Raw genomic sequence first — 20,443 nt, forward strand, 5'->3', positions numbered from 1 at the left:
CCTAGAGGAATGTCCATGTCCGCCACGAGCATGACGCTGTACTACAACTCGGCTTCACCTTTCGCGCGCAAAGTGCTGGTGCTGCTTCACGAGACCGAACAGACCAGCCGCGTGAGCCTCAAGGCTGTCAGCCCCACGCCCGTCAGCCCCGACAACGAGCTGATTCAGGAAAACCCAGCGGGCAAGCTCCCGGCACTTCGCCTGGCCGATGGCAACGTGTTGCACGACAGCCGTGTGATCCTCGACTACCTCGATCACCAGCATGTCGGTAACGCCCTCATTCCCCGCGAGGGCTCTGCCCGCTGGAGGCGTCTGACGCTGGCGTCGCTGGCCGATGCGCTACTGGATGCGGCGTTGTTAATCCGTTATGAGACCTTTCTGCGCCCCGCGGAAAAGCAATGGCGGGAGTGGCTCGACAATCAACAGGAAAAAATCACGCGCTCCCTGCTCTATTTTGAACAGGAAGCGGTCACGGAACTGAGCTCAAACTTTGACATCGCGTCCATCAGCGTGGCCGCCGCGCTGGGTTATCTGGACTTTCGTCAGCCAGACCTCAACTGGCGCAGCAGCTACCCGCGACTGGCCGCCTGGTATTACGAAGTCAGCCAGCGTCCGTCGATGATCGAGACCCAACCGCCGGCTTGAGCGATCCCGGATATCCGGGATGCAGGCCCGGCGTCAATCAGCAGTCGGGTTTATCCGCGGTGTAGCGCCGCGCCGGATTGACCGCCGCGCCGAACTCGCGCAACGCCTTGGCGCCGATCAGGAGTGGATAGTTGAAGTGGCTGCGGTCGACGAGGTTGACCTCGACCGTGCGCTTGACGTCGCCCAGGCAGAGTTCCAGGTCCACCACCGGACGTTTCGTCGCGTCGGCCGGCTCATCGTCCTCGTCGCCTTCGGAGCGACCCTTGATGCGGCTGATACGCGAAACCTTATGCTCGTAAACCTTGTTATCGGCGTCCTTGGTCGCCAGGCGAAAACGTACCCAGTCTTCGCCATCGCGCTTGAACAGTTCGATGTCCTTGGCCGACAGGGATGCGGTCAGGGCGCCGGTGTCCATCTTGGCTTTGAAGGTCTCGCCAAACTCGGAGACCTGAATGTATTCATAACGGCCATACAACGTGGGTTTAGCTGCCATGACCGGCAACGCCAACAGTGACAAAAGCGCCAGAAGTGATTTCACGTAACAGGTTCCTCGAAGGGGTGGACCGGGAGTGCGCCCGGTTTTAGACCGCGATGTCGTTCATCGTTCGATCACCAGATAGATCCGCAGTGTAGGTGTGCGGGGGTGAAACATTCGTGATCGACCGCCGGATTTGGCGGCGCGCCCATTGCTGCTTATCATTGCCTGCACTTTATCCACCACGAGTCGTTCTATGCGTCACCTGCTAACCGGTCTTCTCGTCACGCTGTTGTTGCTGCTCAACACCTTGGTGCTGTTCGGGCCGTTGATGGTCTTTGCGCTGCTTAAACTGGTGTTCCAGGGCGAGATGCGTGATCGCTGTTCGTGGGCCGTCATGTGGATCGCTGAAACCTGGGCCGAGATCGACAAGCTGATTTTTCGGCTGTGCATCCCGACGCAATGGGACATTCGTGGTAACGACGGCCTGCGCGACGACACCTCTTATCTGGTGATCAGCAATCATCAATCGTGGGTCGATATTCCAGCGCTGGTGCAGACGCTCAACCGGCGCACGCCGTTTTTCAAATTCTTCCTCAAGAAAGAACTGATCTGGGTGCCGTTTCTGGGCCTTGCCTGGTGGGCGCTGGATTATCCGTTCATGAAGCGCTACACCAAGGCGTTTCTCGCCCGCCATCCCGAGCTTAAAGGCCAGGACCTGGAGATCACCAAATCGGCGTGCGAGCTGTTCAAGCGCCAGCCGGTGACGGTGGTCAATTACCTGGAAGGCACACGGTTTACCGAGGCAAAAAGCGCCGCGCAGGTTCCGCCCTACACACATTTGCTCAAGCCCAAGGCCGGCGGCGTGGCGTTTGTACTGGCGGCAATGGGCGAGCAGCTCGACGCGATTCTGGACGTGACCGTGGTGTATCCGGGTTCAAGGATTCCAGGATTTTGGGACTTGATTTGCGGGCGCGTACCGCGCGTGATCATCGACATCCAGACCCGCGACCTCGACCCCGCCTTGTGGCAGGGGGACTACGAAAACGATCCGGTGTTTCGCGAGAAGGTGCAGGCCTGGGTCAATCAGCTGTGGCTGGAAAAGAACGCCAAAATCGTTGAGTTACGCAGCGAAATTCAGGGAATACAGCGCGATCCCCTGTAGGCGCTGACGAGCTGATGAAGGCTGCGATGCGGTAGACGCGGTACATCTGACCTATCGCATCGCGGCCTCGCTAAAGCTCGTCAACTCCTGCATGGATGTGCGTGGCTCGTTGGAATTGCGTCGACTGAGGCTCGGTTGTTGATTCAGCTACCAGCGCCCCAGACGCCCGCCAGGCTTTGCAGCGCTGAACCGCCTGCGCCTTGCTGACCGAGATATTGCAGGATCACCGGCACAAACTGGCTGACCATGCCGCTGTCCATGCCCAGCGCTTTGAACGCCGAGTTCACGTCGCCCATGTTCTGCACGTTACCCAAGGCGCTATCGACTGCGGATTTGCTGCCACTCGAGTCGCCCAACAAAGCGCCCAGACCACCGAGACTGCCCAGCGCTGAGTTACCCGCCAGTTGGTCAAGGCCCGGTACCGACTTGCTCAGCTGCGAGTAGTCGTTACCGGCCAGCTTGTTCTTCGCCAGACCCAACAGGGCCCCGGTTCCCCCCACGGCCTGTTGCGGCGTGACATTGAGTTGCGTGCCCAGCGTATTCAGCAAACCAGCCGCTTCTGGCGCTGCGGTGGCTTTCTGATTGCCACCAGTGGCATTCGAGACAGCGTTCGCTGCGTCGTTGAGGTTAAAGGCAAACGCGGGGCTGGCGGCCAGCGCCAAGAGCGTCGCCACTGCAGCACCGCGTGTGTTCTTGCGCAAAACCTTCATCGAAACGTTCATTGAAGCAACCTCGTTGGCTAGATATCCGGCGAAGCCGGCTAAACACGCGTTGGACCATCGCCCGGAAGGAAGTTCCAACGCCACGGGGCGACCGTCTGGCTGCTTAACGCAAATATATTCGTCATTGCTGCATCTACTTCAGGCCCGGGTGCGTATCCCTTGCACGGACAGATTTTCTCTCCGACAAAAACAGGATCATCACCATGAAGCGCAATTCGATTAAAGCTCCACTGATCGCAAGTTTGCTGACGCTGGCGTTATCCACTTCTTTGGCGATCAGCAGTGTGCAGGCCGCCGACATGATGCATCAGGATGTCATGGTGGGCGGGCAAAGCATGTCGCCGACCAAAACCATTGTCGACAACGCGGTCAACTCAGCTGATCACACCACGCTGGTAGCCGCCGTCAAAGCCGCAGGTCTGGTCGATACGCTCAAAGGCAAAGGCCCATTCACTGTGTTCGCTCCGGTAAACGCCGCATTCGCCGCTCTGCCGGCTGGCACCGTTGACACCCTGCTAAAGCCTGAGAACAAAGCCACGCTGACCAAAGTCCTGACCTACCACGTGGTCGCCGGGAATCTGGACATGATGGAACTGAGCAAGCGTATCAAAGCCGGTGGTGGCAAGACCGAATTGACGACAGTGAGCGGCGGCAAGCTGACGCTGATGATGAACGGCCCCCACAACATCGTGATCAAGGACGAAAAAGGCGGCATCGCGGACATCAGTACCTACGACGTGACCCAGTCCAACGGCGTCATCCACGTCATCGACAAAGTCTTGATGCCGAAAAGCTAAGGCCCGGCGCTGCCGACGCTGCCGACGCTGCAGGATGAGCGTCGGCTCCTCGGTTCTTTTACAGAGCGACAAAAGAGTGAATGGAACTACGGCCCCAGCTGGACTAATCTGCCACTACTTGCGCGAACAGCGCTGTCGCACTTCGTATTCTGGCTGGAGAACTGCTATTTCGCCCGTCGACACTGATGAACTCAGGCAACTGCTCGCTCAGTGCTCACTGGGTAACCGCCGCGCCTTCGAAACCCTGTACCGCAACGTCTCAGGACAATTGTTCGCCGTCGCGTTGCGCTGCATGGGCCAACGCGATCTGGCCGAAGACGTGCTGCAGGAAGCCTTCGTGCGGATCTGGAACAGCGCCTCGCAATACGACGCCAACCTTTCGGCGCCCATGACCTGGATGATCAGCATCACCCGCAACAAGGCCATCGATCAATTACGCAAACATCGGGAAGCACCGCTGACCGATGAGCAGGCCAACGCGCTGCTGGACGAGACGCCGTCCGCCCTTTCCCAGCTTGAGCGCAGCCGTGACGCCAACGCGTTGCAGCGCTGCCTCGACACACTCGAAGACATGCAACGCCAGTCGATCATTACCGCCTACTTCCACGGCGCTTCCCATGGGGAGCTGACCGCGCTACTCGCCGCGCCGCTGGGCACGGTCAAATCCTGGATACGCCGGGGCATGGAACGTCTGCGCAGGTGCCTTGAATCATGAATTATCAACAGCCACAGTTGCGCCGGGCGCTCGCCGCCGATTACGCCATCGGCATGATGCCTTCCACCGCACGCCGACGTTTTGAAAGCCTGTTACTGGATGATCCGTCGCTGCGGCGCGAAGTCGCGCAGTGGCAGGAATCGCTGGTCGGGCTGACCTCATCGCTGCAAGCCCAGGACGTGCCTGATCGCGTCTGGCAAAGAATCGTCGCGCGTATCGATCCGCAAGAGTTGCATGTCCCCGTGAAACGGCCTTTCTGGAATTGGCTGCGTATCACCGCCCTCGCCTGCTCACTGGCGGCGGCAGGGCTGCTGGGTGTGATCTACAACCGCGACACCGCTAGCTACAACGCGACCCTGTTGGCAAATAATCAGCAGCCGGCGTTGAGCGTTCAGGCCTACGACCGCTACCTGAATGTCGAACCGCTCGCGGTCGCCTCGGTTGAGTCCGGGCGCAGCCTTGAGCTGTGGGCGATCCCGGCCGGTGGCGTGCCGGTTTCACTGGGGGTAATTCCTGATAACGGCAAGGGCCGCGTGGAGTTGAGTGAGAACCAGCGCAAGCTGATAGGCACGCCGACGACGCTAGCGATCACGCTGGAGCCGCAAGGCGGCTCGCCAGATGGCAAACCGACAGGGCCGGTGTTGTACCAAGGCAAACTGGCGAGTTTGTGAGGCATGGGTTGTCGCGGGCCGATGCGCGAAAACCGTGCCGGCTCGTTACCAGGCCACAGCGGACTCAAACACCCGCTGCGGCTCGAATGCCCGCTTTAGGCGCAGATCACTCAGCGCAGAACCAGGCTTGATCTCTGAGTGCCGGCTGACGGTGTGCTCGAAGTGCTGACCGGCGCGCAACTTCTCCAGCAATGTCGTCAGATGCGAACCCCCTTGATCATCACGCTCCCTGTACAGCGGTTCGCTGAAATACAGCGTCGTCGATGGCCGTGAGTCGGGGTCCAGCGAGGCACGACGGGTCAGTGAAAAGCCTGACAACCAAGGGGTCCAAAGCCCGCGAGCGCCGGCGGCAAAGCATTCGTCGGGATAAAAATCGCCCTCGCACTCCTGCTCGTCGCGGTACATCGGTGCTGTCCGCAGGTGCTGGCGAAACGCTGAGCGATACCCTGTTTGGCAAATGTCCGCAGAAACACCCGCCCATACGCATGCATTCGCGCTTTCATAAAAAACCGTAGAGGAGAACCAGCGCAGTGGTGTTTGCTCCAACTGAGCACTCGCCAGCGTGCGGGTGAAGCCTGCAACCAGCGCTAAGCCGGTCAGCAATCGGAACGAGGTTTTTACAGTCCAAACAAACATGTATTACCCACAGCCTGAAAAAAACGGGCCGGACAGATAACACAGCAAAAAACAGCTCGAAACGGTGTGAAACAGAAGTCAAAAATTCCACTTAAACTTACGGAAAAACCCTACAGCTACCGCTCTAGATACTTACACAGCAACAAAAAAGGGCGACATCCATCGCGCTCCTGTCCTGCCTGACGCGTCAAGCCGCGCTGAACAACTTGTGTGGATCAATCACGAATTTGTTCGGTACGCCGGCATCGAACTCAGCGTAACCACGCGGTGCATCGTCGAGGCTGATGACTTCTACGCCGACAATGTCGGCAATCTTGATACGGTCCCACATGATGGCCTGCATCAACTGGCGGTTGTACTTCATCTGCGCAGTATGGCCTGCGTGGAGCCTATGAGAGTTCTTCCGGCCCAGGCCTGCCCCTGCCGAGCCTATCAACGCAATAGCCAATCGAGATAAAAGCCATTCCGAAATCTTTTTAAAACTGTCATTTCTGTCAGTTGGCAGTACTCCATCACTCACCCAACATGAGAACTCCAAAACACACCACTTAGCTAAGGGAATACATAACATGCGAAACAAAATCGCCTGGACGGCACTCGCAGCAATTCTGATGGTGGGCAACGCGTACGCCGACCTAACCGTTTGCCCGGCTGTTGCGGATATCAAGGCATCGGAATTTACGAGTTCAGATCCGAATATTCCTGCCCCCTACAACGAGGGTTTTCAATACACCGCTCCTTCGGCGTCGGGCAAACAATGGGAGGGGGAAACTCTGGCGACTAAAGACAGCTTTCTGGACCGCGAATACGAGCTCAAAGCAGACGCGGTCAAGGAGATGGATGACAAGACAGTTTGCGAGTACGGAGGTAAAAAGATCGGTAACTCCGAACCCTATCTAAAGCTGACGCTGAAAAAATGATAACGAGCGACCGGAAGGTCGCCCTTTTTAAGATGCACTCCACTTACGCCGCGCTGAACAGCTTGTGCGGATCGATCACAAACTTCTTCGGCACACCGGCATCGAACTCGCCGTACCCGCGCGGGGCGTCATCGAGCGTAATAACTTCGACACCCACGACATCGGCGATGTTGATGCGATCCCACATGATCGCCTGCATGAGCTGGCGGTTGTATTTCATGACTGGGGTCTGACCGGTGTGGAAGCTGTGGGACTTGGCCCAACCCAGCCCGAAGCGAATGCTCAGGCTGCCCATTTTCGCTGCAGCATCGACGGCACCTGGATCTTCGGTGACGTAGAGGCCCGGAATCCCGATCTTGCCCGCGACACGCACCACCCCCATCAGCGAGTTGAGCACTGTTGCCGGCGCTTCGGCCTTGACGCCGTCATGCCCGTGACCGCGTGCCTCAAAGCCCACGGCGTCGACGGCGCAATCCACTTCAGGCTCGCCGAGCAGCGCAGCAATCTGTTCGTGCAGCGGGGTGTCTGTGGACAGGTCAGCGATTTCAAAACCCTGAGCCTTGGCGTGAGCCAGACGCACCGGATTAACATCACCGACGATGACGACTGCAGCGCCCAGCAAGCGAGCCGATGCTGCGGCCGCCAGACCGACCGGGCCCGCGCCAGCAATGTAAACGCTGCTACCGGGGCCAACGCCCGCAGTGACCGCACCGTGGTAACCGGTCGGCAGGATGTCGGAAAGGCAGGTTAAATCGCGGATCTTTTCCATGGCCTTGTCGCGATCAGGCAGTTTCAGCAGGTTGAAGTCGGCGTACGGCACCAGCACGTATTCGGCCTGCCCGCCGACCCAGTCACCCATGTCGACGTAACCGTATGCGCCGCCCGGGCGCCCCGGATTGACGCTCAGGCAAACGCCGGTGTGCTGCTCTTTGCACGAGCGGCACAGGCCGCACGCAACGTTGAAGGGCACCGAAACCAGATCGCCGATCTTGAGATTTTCGACGCCGGTGCCCATTTCGATCACTTCGCCGGTGATCTCGTGACCTAGCACCAGGCCGACCTGGGCGGTCGTGCGACCGCGCACCATGTGCTGGTCCGAGCCGCAGATGTTGGTGGAAACTACTCGCAGGATGACGCCGTGCTCGATCTTCTTGCCGCGCGGGTCCTGCATTTTGGGATAGTCGATTTTCTGTACTTCGACCTTGCCAGCGCCGAGATACACCACACCACGATTACCAGACATGCCTGTCACCTCTTGATTTGTTGTTGTAGAAGGTGGAGCTAGCTTCAAGCTTCGAGCCGTAAGCTAAAAACGCTGATCTGAGTCGTCCGGCCATTACGAAGTCGCCGGAGTTTTGCTTTTCCTCTTGCAGCTTGCAGCTTATGGCTTGCAGCTACAGAACCACTGTTCGATTCGCGTTCAAGAAAACCCGCCGCTCAATGTGATACCCCACCGCCCGTGCCAGTGTCAGGCCTTCGATGTCGCGCCCTTTGGCGATCAGGTCTTCTGGGTAGTGGCTGTGGTCCACAGCCTCCACGCCTTGGGCGATGATCGGGCCTTCGTCCAGATCATTGTTGATGTAATGCGCCGTAGCGCCGACCAGCTTTACGCCTTTGTTGTAGGCCTGGTGATACGGTTTGGCACCCTTGAAGCCCGGTAGCAGCGAGTGATGAATGTTGATCGCCTTGCCATCGAGCTTGCGACACAGGTCCGGCGACAGCACCTGCATGTAGCGCGCAAGCACCACCAACTCAGCACCCGATTCCTCGATCACTTGCCAGACCTTGGCTTCCTGCGCTGGCTTGTCGTTAGGGTTGAGAGGGAAATGGTAGTAGGGAATTTCGTGCCAGCGCGCCAAAGGTTCCAGATCCGGGTGATTGGACACCACCGCGACCACGTCCATGGACAACTGGTTGATGCGCTGGCGGTAGAGCAGGTCGTTGAGACAGTGATCGGCTTTGGAGACCATGATCACCACTTTTGGGCGGTAGTTGGGCGCTGTCAGCTCGAAAATCATACCGAAGGCCTGACCGCGCTCGGTCAGACCTGCGCGAAAAACCTGCTCGTCGAAGCCGTCGGGCTGACGAAATTCCACGCGGATGAAAAACCGGCTGGAGAGCCGATCATCGAAGGAATGGTGCTCGGTGACGTAGCAGCCTTGTTCGAACAGGTAACGCGTCACCGCATCCACCGTGCCCAGCATGCTCGGGCAATCAGCGGTCAAAATCCATGTGTCGGGGGCGCGGCTCATTGGGTGTTGCTCCTGTCTTCTTGGCTAGCGCAGATCGCCTCTGCCGAAGGCGTAGGCGCGTGGTTTGTCCCGCGATCGGCTGCGCAGCAGTCACAAATACAGACGACTCATTCATGCAGGATGAACGCATGCATCTGTTTACTGCCGCTTCGCGCCAGATCGCTGGCAAGCCAAGCTCCCACGGCCTCCGGCCAGAAGCGGTCAGAGGTGTATTCGAGATCTGTTTAAGCAGCAACCGCCAGGCCGTACTCAGCGCTCGCATCCTGCAACCACAGCCACCAGTAATCGGCGAAGCTGCGGCGGATGACCAGTTCCCAGGTCTCTTCGCCCGTGCGGCGGATCACCAGCTGCGATTTGGCGAACACGGTGCCAATCGCTTTGCCCACCGGAAAGTTATCTGGGTGCACGTCGTAGCTGGTGGACTTCATCAGCACTTCACGCACCTTGGGGCCGGTCAGTTCCAGCAGCGATTGCCCCCCGCTGACATTGACGATGGCAATGTGCAGGCCGATGAGCGCTTCACGCAGTTGCTGCTCGGCGGCGACCTCTTCGCCGCTTGGCACGATCAGCAGCCATTCATCCGGACCAAGCCATTGAATCGAGCTTTCGCCGCTGACAACCAGTGCCAGCGCGCCAGGCAATTCCATGCCCAAGGCTTTGTGGACACCTGCGGCAAAGGCTGCGTCGTGGGCATCGCCACGAAGGGTCAGGTGGCCCAGCAGTTTTTTCTCGCGAATGGTCACGCCAGCATTGGCGCGGCCCTTGCCGACCAGGCTGTTGAGGTCAGCGTGAAACAACGGTGACTCGGCTTTGGCGCCGGTCGTTGGCCGTTGTGGGTAAACGTTGGCTGTGGTCATAGAGCACCTGTGTTGAATTCTGTTGTGAACGCAGATTCTGTAGGAGCCAACTTGTTGGCGAGACAGACGGCGTGGTGTGTCAGGACGCACGCTTCGCGAACAATTTCGCTCCTACAGAGAAATCACCAGCCCGACTAGCTCACTCCACGTTCTGCTGCTCACCCTTCGGATCGAAGAACACCGAAGACACGATTTCGGCTTCGATCACGCTGCCATCCGCTTGCGGTGAAAACACTCGCTCGCCCATACGCTTCAGGCCGCCTTTCACAACACCCATCGCGAACGAATAACCCAGCGAGTTCGCCGCGTAGCTCGACGTCACGTGGCCGACCATGGTCATCGGGATCGACTGCTTAGGGTCAAACACCAGCTGCGCGCCTTCCGGCAGCCACTTGTTCGGATCAATCGGCTTGAGGCCGACCAACTGTTTGCGCTGGTCACGCACGCAATCTTCGCGATTCATGCCGCGCTGACCGATCCACGAGAACGGCTTGGTGCGACCGACACACCAGCCCATGTTCAGGTCGTCCGGGGTCATCGAGCCATCGGTGTCCTGACCGACGATGATGAAACCCTTCTCTGCCCGCAGTACGTGCATGGTTTCGGTGCCGTAGGGCGTCAGGTCGTACTTCTTGCCCGCTTCGATGATTTTTTCCAGTACGCCCATGGCGTAGTCGGCCTGGACGTTCACTTCGTAGGAAAGCTCACCGGTAAACGAAATCCGGAACACCCGCGCTGGTACGCCACCGACCAGACCTTCTTTCCAGGTCATGAACGGGAACTCTTCACGGCCCAGGTCCATGTCGGTCACTTCAGCCAGCAGCTTGCGGCTGTTAGGACCGGACAACGTCATGGTCGCGTAATGGTCGGTCACGGAGGTGAAATACACCTTCAAGTCCGGCCATTCGGTCTGTTGATAGATTTCCAGCCACTGCAGCACGCGAGCGGCGCCGCCCGTGGTGGTGGTCATGATGAAATGGTTGTCGGCGACGCAGGCGGTCACGCCGTCGTCGAACACCATGCCGTCTTCTTTGCACATCAGGCCATAACGCGCCTTGCCCACATCGAGCTTGGTCCAGGCGTTGGTGTAGATGCGGTTGAGGAACTCCCGCGCATCCGGGCCCTGGATGTCGATTTTGCCGAGGGTCGATGCGTCCAGCAGGCCGACGCTTGCACGGACGGCTTTGCATTCACGGGCGACAGCGGCGTGGATGTCTTCACCGGCTTTCGGGAAGTACCACGGACGTTTCCACTGACCGACGTCTTCGAATTCAGCGCCGTTGCGCACATGCCAGGCGTGCAGCGCAGTGAAGCGCACAGGCTCGAAAATGTGGCCGCAGTGACGACCCGCTATAGCGCCGAAGGTCACCGGCGTGTAGTTGGGGCGGAACATGGTGGTGCCCATCTCAGGGATGGTCACGTTCAGCGAGCGGGCCGCAATGGCCAGACCGTTGACGTTGCCCAGCTTGCCCTGATCGGTACCGAAACCCAGTGCGGTGTAGCGTTTGACGTGCTCGACCGACTCGAAGCCTTCGCGGGTGGCCAGTTCGATGGCGGCGGCGGTGACATCGTTTTGCAGGTCAACGAATTGCTTCGGCGCACGGGCAGTGGCTTTGTCGTGGGGGACTTGGAACAACGCCAGCGTCGGTTCTTCGACACGGCTCAGGGCTTTTGGCAGCACGCCTTCGACCACTTTGAAACCGGCTTCGCTGGCCGCGCGCACACCGCCTTCAAAACCATCAGCCAGCGCATCGCCCAACGCGTACACACCGTTTACACCGCCGACGCATACGCGTTTCTGCGGTGCCTCACCCGGGACGAAACCGAGGATGTCTTCACGCCACACCGGCTTGCCACCCAAGTGCGATGCCAAGTGAACGATGGGGCTGTAGCCGCCGGAGCTGGCGACCAGGTCGCACTCGAGCCACTCGCCAGGGCTGGTGACTTTGTGTGCTTTGACGTCGATGGCGCAAACGCGGGCCGCGGTAACGCGCTTGCTGCCGCGGGCTTCGGTGACAGCGCTGCCGGTCAGGATACGAATGCCTTTGGCGCGGGCTTCTTCAACCAGCGCACCACGCGGGTTATGACGTGCATCGGCAATCGCCACCACTTGCAGGCTGGCATCCAGCCAATCCAGCGCAACGCGGTACGCATGGTCGTTGTTGGTGGTCAGCACCAGCTTTTTGCCCGGTGCGACGCCGTAACGACGCACGTAGGTCGAAACCGCGCCTGCCAGCATGTTGCCCGGCACGTCATTGTTGCCGTAGACCAGCGGGCGTTCGTGAGTACCTGACGCCAACACCACGCGCTTGGCGCGAACGCGGTGCATGCGCTGACGCAGCTGGCCAATCGGAGCGCGGTCGCCCAGGTGATCAGTCAGACGCTCGTGAATGGTCAGAAAGTTATGGTCGTGATAGCCATTGACGGTGGCGCGGGGCAGCAGCACCACGTTGGGCAGGCTTTCCAGCTCGGCAACGGCGGTGGCGACCCATTCAGCGGCAGGTTTGCCGTCCAGGCTTTCGCGGGAGTCCAACAGACTGCCGCCGAATTCTTCCTGCTCGTCCGCCAAAAGCACACGGGCACCGCTGCGTGCAGCCGCCAGCGCAGCGGCCAGACCGGCAGGCCCAGCGCCCACGATCAGCACGTCGCAGTGCTGGTTCATGTTGTCGTAGAAATCCGGATCATTCTCGGTCGGCGAACGACCAAGACCCGCGGCCTTACGAATGTACTTCTCGTAGGTCATCCAGAAGGATTGCGGATACATGAACGTTTTGTAGTAGAAACCGGGCGGCATCAGCTTGCCGCCGACTTTGCCGAGAATCCCCATCATGTCGGTGTTGACGCTCGGCCAGCCGTTGGTGCTCGACGCAACCAGCCCCGAATACAGCGCTTGCTGGGTCGCCCGCACGTTGGGGATCTGCGTCGCTTCAGTGGCGCCGATCTGCAGCACCGCGTTCGGCTCTTCGGAGCCTGCCGCGAAGATGCCGCGAGGGCGCGAATATTTGAAGCTGCGACCGATGATGTCGACGCCGTTGGCCAGCAAAGCTGCGGCCAGGGTATCGCCTTCAAAGCCTTGGTAAACCTGGCCGTTGAACGTGAAGTTCAGCACCTTGCTGCGGTCGATACGGCCGCCATGAGGCAGTCGATTATTCTGGCTCATACCTTGTCTCCCCGGCCGACAGCAGGAACCTGATTCACGAACTGAGGCTTGGTGCCAATCGGATAGGTTTCGAGCATTTCGTAGGTCACGGTGTCACGCGTGGCATTGAAGTACTGACGGCAACCGGCCGCGTGAATCCACAGTTCGTGGTGCAGGCCGCGCGGGTTGTCGCGGAAGAACATGTAGTCGCCCCACTCGGCGTCGGTGCAGGCTGCCGGGTCCAGCGGACGCGGAATGTGAGCCTGACCTGACGGGTGGAATTCCTCTTCGGAGCGCAGCTCGCCACAGTGAGGACAGAAGATGTGCAGCATGGGATTTCTCCTGTGAGTGGTTTAGTGAGCGACCGCGGCGGCGCCGTGTTCGTCGATCAACGCGCCGTTGTGGAAACGATCAATGGAGAACGGTTTGGCCAGCGGGTGCATTTCGCCCTTCGCCAGACTCGCCGCAAACACGTTGCCAGAGCCCGGCGTGGCCTTGAAACCACCGGTGCCCCAACCGCAGTTGAAGAACATGTTCGGCACAGGCGTCTTGGAAATAATCGGGCAAGCGTCCGGTGTGGTGTCGACGATGCCGCCCCACTGACGGTTCATGCGCACGCGGGACAGCACCGGGAACATCTCGACGATGGCCTGAATAGTGTGCTCGATCACCGGGTACGAGCCGCGTTGACCGTAGCCCAACCAGCTGTCGATGCCGGCGCCGATCACAAGGTCGCCCTTGTCGGACTGGCTGATGTAGCCGTGCACCGCGTTGGACATGATCACGCTGTCGATAATCGGCTTGATCGGCTCGGACACCAGCGCTTGCAGCGGGTGGGATTCGATCGGCAGGCGGAAACCAGCGAGCTTGGCCATGTGCCCGGAGTTACCTGCCGTGACCACGCCGACACGCTTGGCGCCGATGAAGCCCTTGTTGGTTTCAACGCCGATGCACACGCCGTTTTCCTTACGGAAACCGGTGACTTCGGTTTGCTGAATCAAATCCACGCCCAACGCATCGGCAGCGCGGGCATAGCCCCAGGCCACGGCGTCGTGACGCGCTACACCGCCGCGACGTTGTACGGTCGCGCCGATGATCGGGTAACGGGTGTTTTTCGAGCAGTCCAGGTACGGAATTTCGTCCGCCACTTGCTTGCCGTTAAGCAGCTCGCCGTCCACGCCGTTGAGGCGGTTGGCGCTGACGCGGCGCTCGGAATCACGCAAGTCTTGCAGGGTGTGGCACAGGTTGTACACGCCGCGCTGGGAGAACATGACGTTGTAGTTCAGATCCTGCGACAGGCCTTCCCACAGTTTCATCGCGTGTTCGTACAGGTGAGCGGACTCATCCCACAAATAGTTGGAGCGCACGATGGTGGTGTTGCGCGCGGTGTTACCGCCGCCCAACCAGCCTTTCTCGACCACAGCCACATTGGTGATGCCGTGTTCTTTGGCCAGGTAGTACGCCGTCGCCAGACCGTGACCGCCGCCGCCGACGATGACTACGTCGTAGACTTTTTTCGGGGTCGGTGTGCGCCACATGCGCTGCCAGTTTTCGTGGTGGCTGAGGGAGTGTTTCAGAAGGCCGAAGCCTGAGTAATGCTGCATGGTGCTACTCCTGACTCAGCGGTAAACCGGGAAATCGGCGCACAGGGCGGCAACCTGACTGGCGACGTTGGCCTCGACATCGGCATCGCCAAGGTTGTCGAGAATGTCGCAGATCCAGCCGGCCAGCGTGACGCACTGGGTAACCTTGAAACCGCGTGTGGTGACGGCCGGGGTGCCGATGCGCAGACCCGAGGTCACGAACGGCGATTGTGGATCGTTCGGCACCGAGTTCTTGTTGACGGTGATATGAGCGCGACCCAACGCAGCGTCGGCGTCCTTACCGGTCAGGCCCTGACGGATCAGGCTGACGAGGAACAGGTGGTTGTCGGTGCCCCCGGACACCACATCAAAACCGCGATCGATGAACACTTGCGCCATGGCCTGGGCGTTATCGATCACTTGCTGCTGGTAAGCCTTGAACGTCGGCTCCATGGCTTCTTTGAAGCACACCGCCTTGCCCGCGATGACGTGCATCAAGGGGCCGCCCTGACCACCCGGGAACACGGCGGAGTTGAATTTCTTTTCCAGCGCTTCGTTGGCCTTGGCCAGAATCAATCCGCCACGGGGACCGCGCAGGGTTTTGTGCGTGGTGGTGGTCACAACGTCGGCGTACGGCAACGGGTTGGGATAAAGACCCGCAGCGACCAGACCGGCCACGTGGGCCATGTCGACGAAGAAGTAGGCGCCAACCTTGTCAGCGATTTCGCGGAAGCGCGGGAAATCCAGGGTTTTGGAGTAAGCCGAGAACCCGGCGATGATCATTTTTGGCTTGTGCTCAACGGCCAGCCGCTCGACCTCGTCGTAATCGATCAGGCCCGTGACGGTGTCGATGCCGTATTGGACAGCGTTGTAGAGCTTGCCCGAGAAGCTGACTTTGGCGCCGTGGGTCAAGTGACCGCCGTGGGCCAGGCTCATGCCCAGCACGGTGTCGCCTGCGTTGAGCAGGGCCAGGTAAACGGCAGCGTTGGCCTGGCTGCCCGAGTGCGGCTGAACGTTGGCGTAATCGGCGCCGAACAGTTGCTTGGCGCGGTCGATGGCCAGTTGCTCGACTTTATCGACGTGCTCGCAGCCACCGTAATAGCGCTTGCCCGGATAGCCTTCGGCGTATTTGTTGGTCAGGCCGCTGCCTTGGGCTTGCATCACGCGCTGGCTGGTGTAGTTCTCCGAGGCGATCAGCTCAATGTGGTCTTCCTGACGCTGCTCTTCGGCATTCATCGCCGCCAACAGTGCATCGTCATAACCCTGGATTTGGTCTTGCTTGCTGAACATCGCGGTTCTCCCAGCGGCGGCGCAGCGCCTGACTTATCGGTAGGACATGTGACGTGCCCCTTGGAAGCGATGGTAGGGCCGACGCTGACTGACTAGATGCCTACGGGCGCCACGCAAAGGTTCGTTTACGACATGGGTTGGCGGGGAGAGATAAATGATCTGTTGCCGCCCATGATTTCTCACATCGCGCTTGGGGGTCTGCTTTTGATTCTGGCAGGAGGCCGTGGGAATATGGCTTGCCGACGATCTGCCGGGAACCGGCAGCAAACCCATAGAACACGGTGTATCAGGAGGAGCCGTGTCGTCAGATTTTATGACCGCTTCGCAGCCAATCGTCGGCAAGGTGGAGCGCCACCCCGGCGCACTCCTGCGCACTCCGGGCAGAAGCGGGATTGAGACACGCGACGGACACAAAAATCCCCGGTCGAGGCCGGGGATTCTGGGTGGGGCGATGTCGCAATCAGACAGATTTTGCAGGCAACTGCCCATCGGCCCTGAACATGCCGCGAATGCCTCGCACGGCCTGACGAATGCGGTCCTGGTTCTCGATCAGCGCGAAACGCACATGATCGTCGCCATACTCGCCAAAACCGACGCCTGGTGACACGCAGACTTTGGCTTCCAGCAGCAGCTTCTTGGCGAATTCGAGCGAACCCATGGCCGCGTAAGCCTCGGGAATCTTGGCCCAGACGTACATCGACGCTTTCGGGTTTTCCACCATCCAGCCCAGTTCGTGCAGGCCTTTGACCAATACGTTACGGCGCTGGCGATATTGCTCGGCGATGTCGAGCACACATTGCTGATCGCCTTCCAGCGCAGCAATCGCGGCCACCTGCAACGGCGTGAACGTGCCGTAATCGTGATAGCTCTTGATCCGCGCCAGCGCATTGACCAGTTCCGGGTTGCCGACCATGAAGCCAATCCGCCAGCCCGCCATGTTGTAGCTTTTCGACAGGGTGAAGAATTCGACCGCAATGTCCTTGGCGCCCGGCACTTGCATGATCGACGGTGCTTTCCAGCCGTCGTAGACGATGTCGGCGTAGGCCAGATCGTGAACCACCAGTACGTCGTATTGCTTGGCCAGCGCCACCACACGTTCGAAGAAATCCAGTTCGACGCATTGGGCGGTCGGGTTGGACGGGAAGCCCAGAATCATCATCTTCGGCTTGGGGATCGAGCCGCGAATGGCCTTTTCAAGCTCCAGGAAAAAGTCCACACCCGGGACCAGTGGCACCGAACGCACCTGCGCGCCCGCGATCACTGCGCCGTAGATGTGAATCGGGTAGCTGGGGTTCGGTACGAGAACGGTGTCGCCCTGATCCAGGGTGGCCAGCATCAAGTGCGCCAGACCCTCTTTGGAGCCGATGGTGACGATGGCTTCGGTTTCAGGATCGATGTCGACTTCGTAGCGTTTTTTGTACCAATTGGAGATCGCCCGACGCAGACGCGGGATGCCACGCGAAGTCGAGTAGCCGTGAGTGTCTTCACGTTGGGCGACAGTGACCATTTTTTCGACGATATGCGGCGGGGTTGGCCCGTCCGGGTTGCCCATGCTCAGGTCGATGATGTCTTCACCACGACGACGCGCGGCCATCTTTAGCTCGGCGGTGATGTTGAAGACGTAAGGGGGGAGTCGATCGATGCGCGCGAAACGGCGCGGCGAAGCCTGGTCAGCCATGAATGCCTCTGAAACGTAAGCGCCCGGAACCGTCCGAGCGACGCAGGCCACTGCGGTGGCCTGGGCGGAAGATAAGGGGCGTGATGGCGGTTTGTCTACGGGAATTTTGGAGGCGCTGAGCACATGTAGGAGCGTGGCTTGCCCGCGATGCATTTATCCAGACGCCGCAACGCTTGCTGTCACACCGCAATAGCGGGCAAGCGCGCTGCTACAGGGTCCGGCGTATCAAGCGTCGAAAGGTAGAGCAACCAGAATCTCGCGCAATCCGAGCAACAGCAAAAAGTGCGCGGGATAGATCGCGTACGCCCAACGCCGCATGGGCAGGACCGCGAACGGGGGTTGCGCACGCAACAGCAGCATGCCCAACACGGGCGCCAGCAGACAGGCGATCAGCGCGCCAACCGAAACCGGATCTCCCCATTGTGCTCCGTCCAGAATCTGCCGCCAGGCATTGCTGAACAGACAAACAGCGCCTGGGACAATGGCCAGCCAGATTGAACGCTGCAAGACCAGCAAAAACGCCAGCGGTAGCAACACGCCAAAAAACCCGAACATCAAATGCTCGCTGAACAGCACGCCTGCCAGCAACGCGAAGCCGCCGGTCATCCTCACGGGGAACGAGCGTCCCACCCAGCCCTGGGCCACTAACAGGCCGAGCGCAAGTGTCGGCAGCACGTTTAAGGTGTAGGCCTCGTCCGTCATGAACAGTCGATAAGGCACTTCCGCTACAACGGCGAACACCACAAGCCACGTCAGATACTTCCACTGCACGCGAGGCTGAATGGCATTCGTGCGGCTGCGCGCCAGGTTCACCGCTATCGCCAGGCAAAACCAGGGAAACGCAACGCGACCCGGCACATACAGCCAGTCTGCGTACCAGCCGACGTAGCGCAAGTGGTCCATGACCATGCTCAGCATCGCCAGCCACTTGAGCAGGTCCAGTGCTTTGTCCCGAGCCCCGGCCATCGGTAAATTCGAATCCGTCATGCCGCTCCGTCAACCACTCTTTGATGATGTAACCGCAAGGCCTGATAACAGCGCATGACCGACAGCCCTGTTGTTGGGTAAAGTCGCAGCCTATTCGATTACAGGGAACCGGCCATGACAGACCAAAGCCAGCAGTTTGCCAGCGACAACTATTCGGGCATCTGCCCCGAAGCCTGGACGGCGATGGAGCAAGCCAACCAAGGCCATCAGCGTGCCTACGGCGACGATCAATGGACCGCCCGCGCTGCAGATCAATTCCGTCAATTGTTCGAAACCGACTGCGAAGTGTTTTTTGCCTTCAACGGCACAGCGGCCAATTCCTTGGCCCTCTCATCACTGTGCCAGAGTTTTCACAGCGTCATCTGCTCGGAAACCGCCCACGTTGAAACCGACGAATGCGGCGCGCCAGAATTCTTCTCCAACGGCTCCAAACTGCTGACTGCCCGCAGCGATAACGGCAAGCTGACGCCGGAATCGATTCGCGAAGTGGCGCTCAAACGCGCCGATATCCACTACCCCAAACCGCGCGTCGTGACGCTGACCCAAGCCACTGAACTCGGCAGCGTGTACCAGCCCGACGAGTTGAAAGCCATCAGCGCGACGTGCAAAGAACTGGGTCTGAACCTGCACATGGACGGCGCGCGCTTTGCCAACGCCTGCGCGTATCTGGAGTGCTCACCTGCTGAGTTGACCTGGAAATCCGGTGTCGATGTGCTGTGTTTTGGCGGGACTAAAAACGGCATGGCGGTGGGTGAAGCCATCCTGTTCTTCAACCACAAGCTGGCGGAAGACTTTGACTACCGCTGCAAACAGGCAGGGCAACTGGCGTCGAAGATGCGCTTCCTGTCTGCACCGTGGGTTGGCTTGCTGGAAAACAACGCCTGGCTCAAACATGCCCGCCACGCCAACAGCTGCGCGCAACTGCTGGCTGATCTGGTGAAAGACATTCCCGGCGTGGAACTGATGTTCCCGGTGCAGGCCAACGGCGTCTTCCTGCAGTTGTCGGAAGCGTCGATTGCTGCGTTGACCGCCAGGGGCTGGAGGTTTTACACCTTCATCGGCAACGGTGGCGCACGCTTCATGTGCTCGTGGGACACCGAAGAAGCGCGCGTGCGAGAGCTAGCCGCCGATATACGCTCAGTGATGAGCGCCTAACCGGATATCCCGGACATCTGCTGACGGATCGCATCTGGGTGGGAGGGGCTTGCTAGCGATATGGGTGCATCAGTCAGCACATTATTGTCTGAACAAACTAATCGCGAGCAAGCTCCCACCCACGAGCAATGTGAGGAATTCCAGTTATCCAGTGGATTCCGGGTCAGAGCCAAGTCACCGATTCAAACCTGCCCGATGGCCTTGGAAATCACTTCAACCGTCGCGCTTACCTGTTGCTGGCAGCGCTCGAGTTCTTCAGCGTGCCGCTGCTTGAGCTCGACCTGTTTTGAGCAAAGATTCAGCGCCGCCAGCACCAGTAAACGGTCGCCAATCAATGTCGGGTAGTTGCGCTTGGTTTCGGCCAGTGCCGACTTGAGCATAATCACTGCATCAGCCAGCGCCTGCTCTTGACCTTCCGGGGCCTTGATCGAGTAGTCGTTGCCCAGAATGGACACGACGTTCACCCCTTCCTTGCTGATGATCATGCGCTCACGGCGCTGCTGCGGGTCGCGCGATCAACCAGCGCCTGAATACGCGCGGCGGTGGCGCCGTGCTTGTCTTCCTGCTCCATCAAACTCAACTGCAGGCTGTCGTTGTCATCCTTGGCTTGTGCCAACTCGGTGGCGAGCTGTGCGTTCGTGTTTTGCAGGTCCTGGTTCTGCTGTACCAAGTCACTGACAAGCTGTTCCAACTGGCTAAGGGATGCTTCCAACATTTTGATTTCTCAAGCTAATTTCAACGGGCGCGTACGATAAA

21 protein-coding genes and 1 pseudogene are annotated in these 20,443 nt (G+C 59.5%); 7 read left to right on the forward strand and 15 right to left on the reverse strand.

What is annotated here, in order from left to right:
• Positions 1 to 15: 15 nt before the first annotated feature.
• Positions 16 to 645, forward strand: a complete 630-nt coding sequence (locus OYW20_RS24005; RefSeq protein WP_268798347.1) for a glutathione S-transferase — start codon at positions 16 to 18, stop codon at positions 643 to 645.
• 37 nt (positions 646 to 682) lie between these two features.
• On the opposite strand, the gene rloA2 is transcribed toward OYW20_RS24005, so the two are convergent.
• Positions 683 to 1,183 (reverse strand): retropepsin-like aspartic peptidase RloA2, encoded by a 501-nt coding sequence (rloA2, locus tag OYW20_RS24010; protein WP_268798348.1) that lies wholly within the window; start codon positions 1,181 to 1,183, stop codon positions 683 to 685.
• A gap of 193 nt (positions 1,184 to 1,376) precedes the next feature.
• On the opposite strand from rloA2, the gene OYW20_RS24015 reads away from it, so the two are divergent.
• Complete coding sequence (locus OYW20_RS24015) at positions 1,377 to 2,285, forward strand: acyltransferase (protein ID WP_268798349.1); 909 nt, start codon at positions 1,377 to 1,379, stop codon at positions 2,283 to 2,285.
• Positions 2,286 to 2,428: 143 nt separating this feature from the next.
• On the opposite strand, the gene OYW20_RS24020 is transcribed toward OYW20_RS24015, so the two are convergent.
• Positions 2,429 to 3,007 carry a DUF2780 domain-containing protein gene (locus tag OYW20_RS24020; protein ID WP_268798350.1) on the reverse strand — a complete coding sequence of 193 codons (579 nt, stop codon included), beginning with the start codon at positions 3,005 to 3,007 and terminating at the stop codon, positions 2,429 to 2,431.
• A gap of 203 nt (positions 3,008 to 3,210) precedes the next feature.
• On the opposite strand from OYW20_RS24020, the gene OYW20_RS24025 reads away from it, so the two are divergent.
• The 3 genes from OYW20_RS24025 to OYW20_RS24035 all read left to right on the forward strand — a co-directional run bounded on the left by OYW20_RS24025 (position 3,211) and on the right by OYW20_RS24035 (position 5,190).
• Positions 3,211 to 3,804 carry a fasciclin domain-containing protein gene (locus OYW20_RS24025; protein ID WP_268798351.1) on the forward strand — a complete coding sequence of 198 codons (594 nt, stop codon included), beginning with the start codon at positions 3,211 to 3,213 and terminating at the stop codon, positions 3,802 to 3,804.
• A gap of 76 nt (positions 3,805 to 3,880) precedes the next feature.
• On the forward strand, positions 3,881 to 4,519 hold the full coding sequence (locus tag OYW20_RS24030; RefSeq protein ID WP_408005437.1) for a sigma-70 family RNA polymerase sigma factor: 639 nt from the start codon (positions 3,881 to 3,883) through the stop codon (positions 4,517 to 4,519).
• The gene (locus OYW20_RS24035; RefSeq protein WP_268798353.1) at positions 4,516 to 5,190 is read left to right on the forward strand and encodes an anti-sigma factor; all 675 of its coding nucleotides are present in this window, start codon (positions 4,516 to 4,518) and stop codon (positions 5,188 to 5,190) included. Before OYW20_RS24030 ends, OYW20_RS24035 begins: the two co-directional genes overlap by 4 nt.
• Positions 5,191 to 5,235: 45 nt before the next feature.
• Here OYW20_RS24035 and OYW20_RS24040 read toward each other — a convergent pair whose 3' ends face one another.
• Together OYW20_RS24040 and OYW20_RS24045 are read right to left on the reverse strand one after the other, a co-directional pair.
• The gene (locus OYW20_RS24040) at positions 5,236 to 5,826 is read right to left on the reverse strand and encodes a DUF1190 domain-containing protein (RefSeq protein ID WP_268798354.1); all 591 of its coding nucleotides are present in this window, start codon (positions 5,824 to 5,826) and stop codon (positions 5,236 to 5,238) included.
• Between the two features lie 187 nt (positions 5,827 to 6,013).
• Positions 6,014 to 6,241: pseudogene (locus OYW20_RS24045) on the reverse strand (formaldehyde dehydrogenase, glutathione-independent); the annotation flags it as partial.
• A gap of 154 nt (positions 6,242 to 6,395) precedes the next feature.
• Between OYW20_RS24045 and OYW20_RS24050 the strand changes: the two are divergent.
• Positions 6,396 to 6,746 carry a hypothetical protein gene (locus tag OYW20_RS24050; RefSeq protein ID WP_268798355.1) on the forward strand — a complete coding sequence of 117 codons (351 nt, stop codon included), beginning with the start codon at positions 6,396 to 6,398 and terminating at the stop codon, positions 6,744 to 6,746.
• Positions 6,747 to 6,789: 43 nt separating this feature from the next.
• Here the strand turns inward: OYW20_RS24050 and fdhA are convergent, their stop codons facing one another.
• The 9 genes from fdhA to OYW20_RS24095 all read right to left on the reverse strand — a co-directional run bounded on the left by fdhA (position 6,790) and on the right by OYW20_RS24095 (position 18,532).
• On the reverse strand, positions 6,790 to 7,989 hold the full coding sequence (fdhA, locus tag OYW20_RS24055) for a formaldehyde dehydrogenase, glutathione-independent (protein ID WP_268798356.1): 1,200 nt from the start codon (positions 7,987 to 7,989) through the stop codon (positions 6,790 to 6,792).
• 151 nt (positions 7,990 to 8,140) lie between these two features.
• Positions 8,141 to 8,998 carry a formyltetrahydrofolate deformylase gene (purU, locus tag OYW20_RS24060; protein ID WP_268798357.1) on the reverse strand — a complete coding sequence of 286 codons (858 nt, stop codon included), beginning with the start codon at positions 8,996 to 8,998 and terminating at the stop codon, positions 8,141 to 8,143.
• 224 nt (positions 8,999 to 9,222) lie between these two features.
• The gene (locus OYW20_RS24065) at positions 9,223 to 9,855 is read right to left on the reverse strand and encodes a sarcosine oxidase subunit gamma (RefSeq protein WP_268798358.1); all 633 of its coding nucleotides are present in this window, start codon (positions 9,853 to 9,855) and stop codon (positions 9,223 to 9,225) included.
• Positions 9,856 to 9,994: 139 nt separating this feature from the next.
• Positions 9,995 to 13,015 (reverse strand): sarcosine oxidase subunit alpha, encoded by a 3,021-nt coding sequence (locus OYW20_RS24070; RefSeq protein WP_268798359.1) that lies wholly within the window; start codon positions 13,013 to 13,015, stop codon positions 9,995 to 9,997.
• Complete coding sequence (locus tag OYW20_RS24075; RefSeq protein ID WP_268798360.1) at positions 13,012 to 13,326, reverse strand: sarcosine oxidase subunit delta; 315 nt, start codon at positions 13,324 to 13,326, stop codon at positions 13,012 to 13,014. The genes OYW20_RS24070 and OYW20_RS24075 overlap by 4 nt, the downstream gene beginning before the upstream one ends.
• 21 nt (positions 13,327 to 13,347) lie before the next feature.
• Positions 13,348 to 14,598: a sarcosine oxidase subunit beta family protein gene (locus tag OYW20_RS24080; RefSeq protein ID WP_268798361.1), complete on the reverse strand. Its 1,251-nt coding sequence runs from the start codon at positions 14,596 to 14,598 to the stop codon at positions 13,348 to 13,350.
• 15 nt (positions 14,599 to 14,613) lie between these two features.
• Complete coding sequence (gene glyA / locus OYW20_RS24085; RefSeq protein WP_268798362.1) at positions 14,614 to 15,867, reverse strand: serine hydroxymethyltransferase; 1,254 nt, start codon at positions 15,865 to 15,867, stop codon at positions 14,614 to 14,616.
• Between the two features lie 460 nt (positions 15,868 to 16,327).
• On the reverse strand, positions 16,328 to 17,545 hold the full coding sequence (gene alaC / locus OYW20_RS24090) for an alanine transaminase (protein ID WP_268798363.1): 1,218 nt from the start codon (positions 17,543 to 17,545) through the stop codon (positions 16,328 to 16,330).
• A 225-nt stretch (positions 17,546 to 17,770) separates the two neighbouring features.
• Complete coding sequence (locus tag OYW20_RS24095) at positions 17,771 to 18,532, reverse strand: TraX family protein (protein ID WP_268798365.1); 762 nt, start codon at positions 18,530 to 18,532, stop codon at positions 17,771 to 17,773.
• A gap of 114 nt (positions 18,533 to 18,646) precedes the next feature.
• On the opposite strand from OYW20_RS24095, the gene OYW20_RS24100 reads away from it, so the two are divergent.
• A complete protein-coding gene (locus tag OYW20_RS24100) occupies positions 18,647 to 19,687 on the forward strand; it encodes a threonine aldolase family protein (RefSeq protein ID WP_268798366.1) in 1,041 nt (346 codons plus the stop codon).
• Positions 19,688 to 19,869: 182 nt separating this feature from the next.
• Here the strand turns inward: OYW20_RS24100 and OYW20_RS24105 are convergent, their stop codons facing one another.
• Positions 19,870 to 20,172: a cell division protein ZapA gene (locus tag OYW20_RS24105; RefSeq protein ID WP_268798367.1), complete on the reverse strand. Its 303-nt coding sequence runs from the start codon at positions 20,170 to 20,172 to the stop codon at positions 19,870 to 19,872.
• Complete coding sequence (locus OYW20_RS24110; RefSeq protein ID WP_268798368.1) at positions 20,169 to 20,402, reverse strand: hypothetical protein; 234 nt, start codon at positions 20,400 to 20,402, stop codon at positions 20,169 to 20,171. The genes OYW20_RS24105 and OYW20_RS24110 overlap by 4 nt, the downstream gene beginning before the upstream one ends.
• Positions 20,403 to 20,443: the final 41 nt, after the last annotated feature.

The sequence above is a fragment of the Pseudomonas sp. BSw22131 genome, assembly GCF_026810445.1.
In the GTDB taxonomy this organism is placed as follows: domain Bacteria; phylum Pseudomonadota; class Gammaproteobacteria; order Pseudomonadales; family Pseudomonadaceae; genus Aquipseudomonas; species Aquipseudomonas huanghezhanensis.

Bases quoted from the DNA above. Each gene is read 5' to 3' on its own strand.
- OYW20_RS24070 (WP_268798359.1), bottom strand. From the start codon at position 13,015: ATGAGCCAGAATAATCGACTGCCTCATGGCGGCCGTATCGACCGCAGC.
- OYW20_RS24075 (WP_268798360.1), bottom strand. From the start codon at position 13,326: ATGCTGCACATCTTCTGTCCTCACTGTGGCGAGCTGCGCTCCGAAGAG.
- purU (WP_268798357.1), bottom strand. From the start codon at position 8,998: ATGAGCCGCGCCCCCGACACATGGATTTTGACCGCTGATTGCCCGAGC.
- OYW20_RS24100 (WP_268798366.1), top strand. From the start codon at position 18,647: ATGACAGACCAAAGCCAGCAGTTTGCCAGCGACAACTATTCGGGCATC.
- alaC (WP_268798363.1), bottom strand. From the start codon at position 17,545: ATGGCTGACCAGGCTTCGCCGCGCCGTTTCGCGCGCATCGATCGACTC.
- OYW20_RS24050 (WP_268798355.1), top strand. From the start codon at position 6,396: ATGCGAAACAAAATCGCCTGGACGGCACTCGCAGCAATTCTGATGGTG.
- OYW20_RS24015 (WP_268798349.1), top strand. From the start codon at position 1,377: ATGCGTCACCTGCTAACCGGTCTTCTCGTCACGCTGTTGTTGCTGCTC.
- OYW20_RS24020 (WP_268798350.1), bottom strand. From the start codon at position 3,007: ATGAACGTTTCGATGAAGGTTTTGCGCAAGAACACACGCGGTGCTGCA.
- OYW20_RS24035 (WP_268798353.1), top strand. From the start codon at position 4,516: ATGAATTATCAACAGCCACAGTTGCGCCGGGCGCTCGCCGCCGATTAC.
- glyA (WP_268798362.1), bottom strand. From the start codon at position 15,867: ATGTTCAGCAAGCAAGACCAAATCCAGGGTTATGACGATGCACTGTTG.
- OYW20_RS24025 (WP_268798351.1), top strand. From the start codon at position 3,211: ATGAAGCGCAATTCGATTAAAGCTCCACTGATCGCAAGTTTGCTGACG.
- OYW20_RS24110 (WP_268798368.1), bottom strand. From the start codon at position 20,402: ATGTTGGAAGCATCCCTTAGCCAGTTGGAACAGCTTGTCAGTGACTTG.
- OYW20_RS24105 (WP_268798367.1), bottom strand. From the start codon at position 20,172: ATGATCATCAGCAAGGAAGGGGTGAACGTCGTGTCCATTCTGGGCAAC.
- OYW20_RS24065 (WP_268798358.1), bottom strand. From the start codon at position 9,855: ATGACCACAGCCAACGTTTACCCACAACGGCCAACGACCGGCGCCAAA.
- OYW20_RS24095 (WP_268798365.1), bottom strand. From the start codon at position 18,532: ATGACGGATTCGAATTTACCGATGGCCGGGGCTCGGGACAAAGCACTG.
- OYW20_RS24040 (WP_268798354.1), bottom strand. From the start codon at position 5,826: ATGTTTGTTTGGACTGTAAAAACCTCGTTCCGATTGCTGACCGGCTTA.
- OYW20_RS24080 (WP_268798361.1), bottom strand. From the start codon at position 14,598: ATGCAGCATTACTCAGGCTTCGGCCTTCTGAAACACTCCCTCAGCCAC.
- OYW20_RS24005 (WP_268798347.1), top strand. From the start codon at position 16: ATGTCCGCCACGAGCATGACGCTGTACTACAACTCGGCTTCACCTTTC.
- fdhA (WP_268798356.1), bottom strand. From the start codon at position 7,989: ATGTCTGGTAATCGTGGTGTGGTGTATCTCGGCGCTGGCAAGGTCGAA.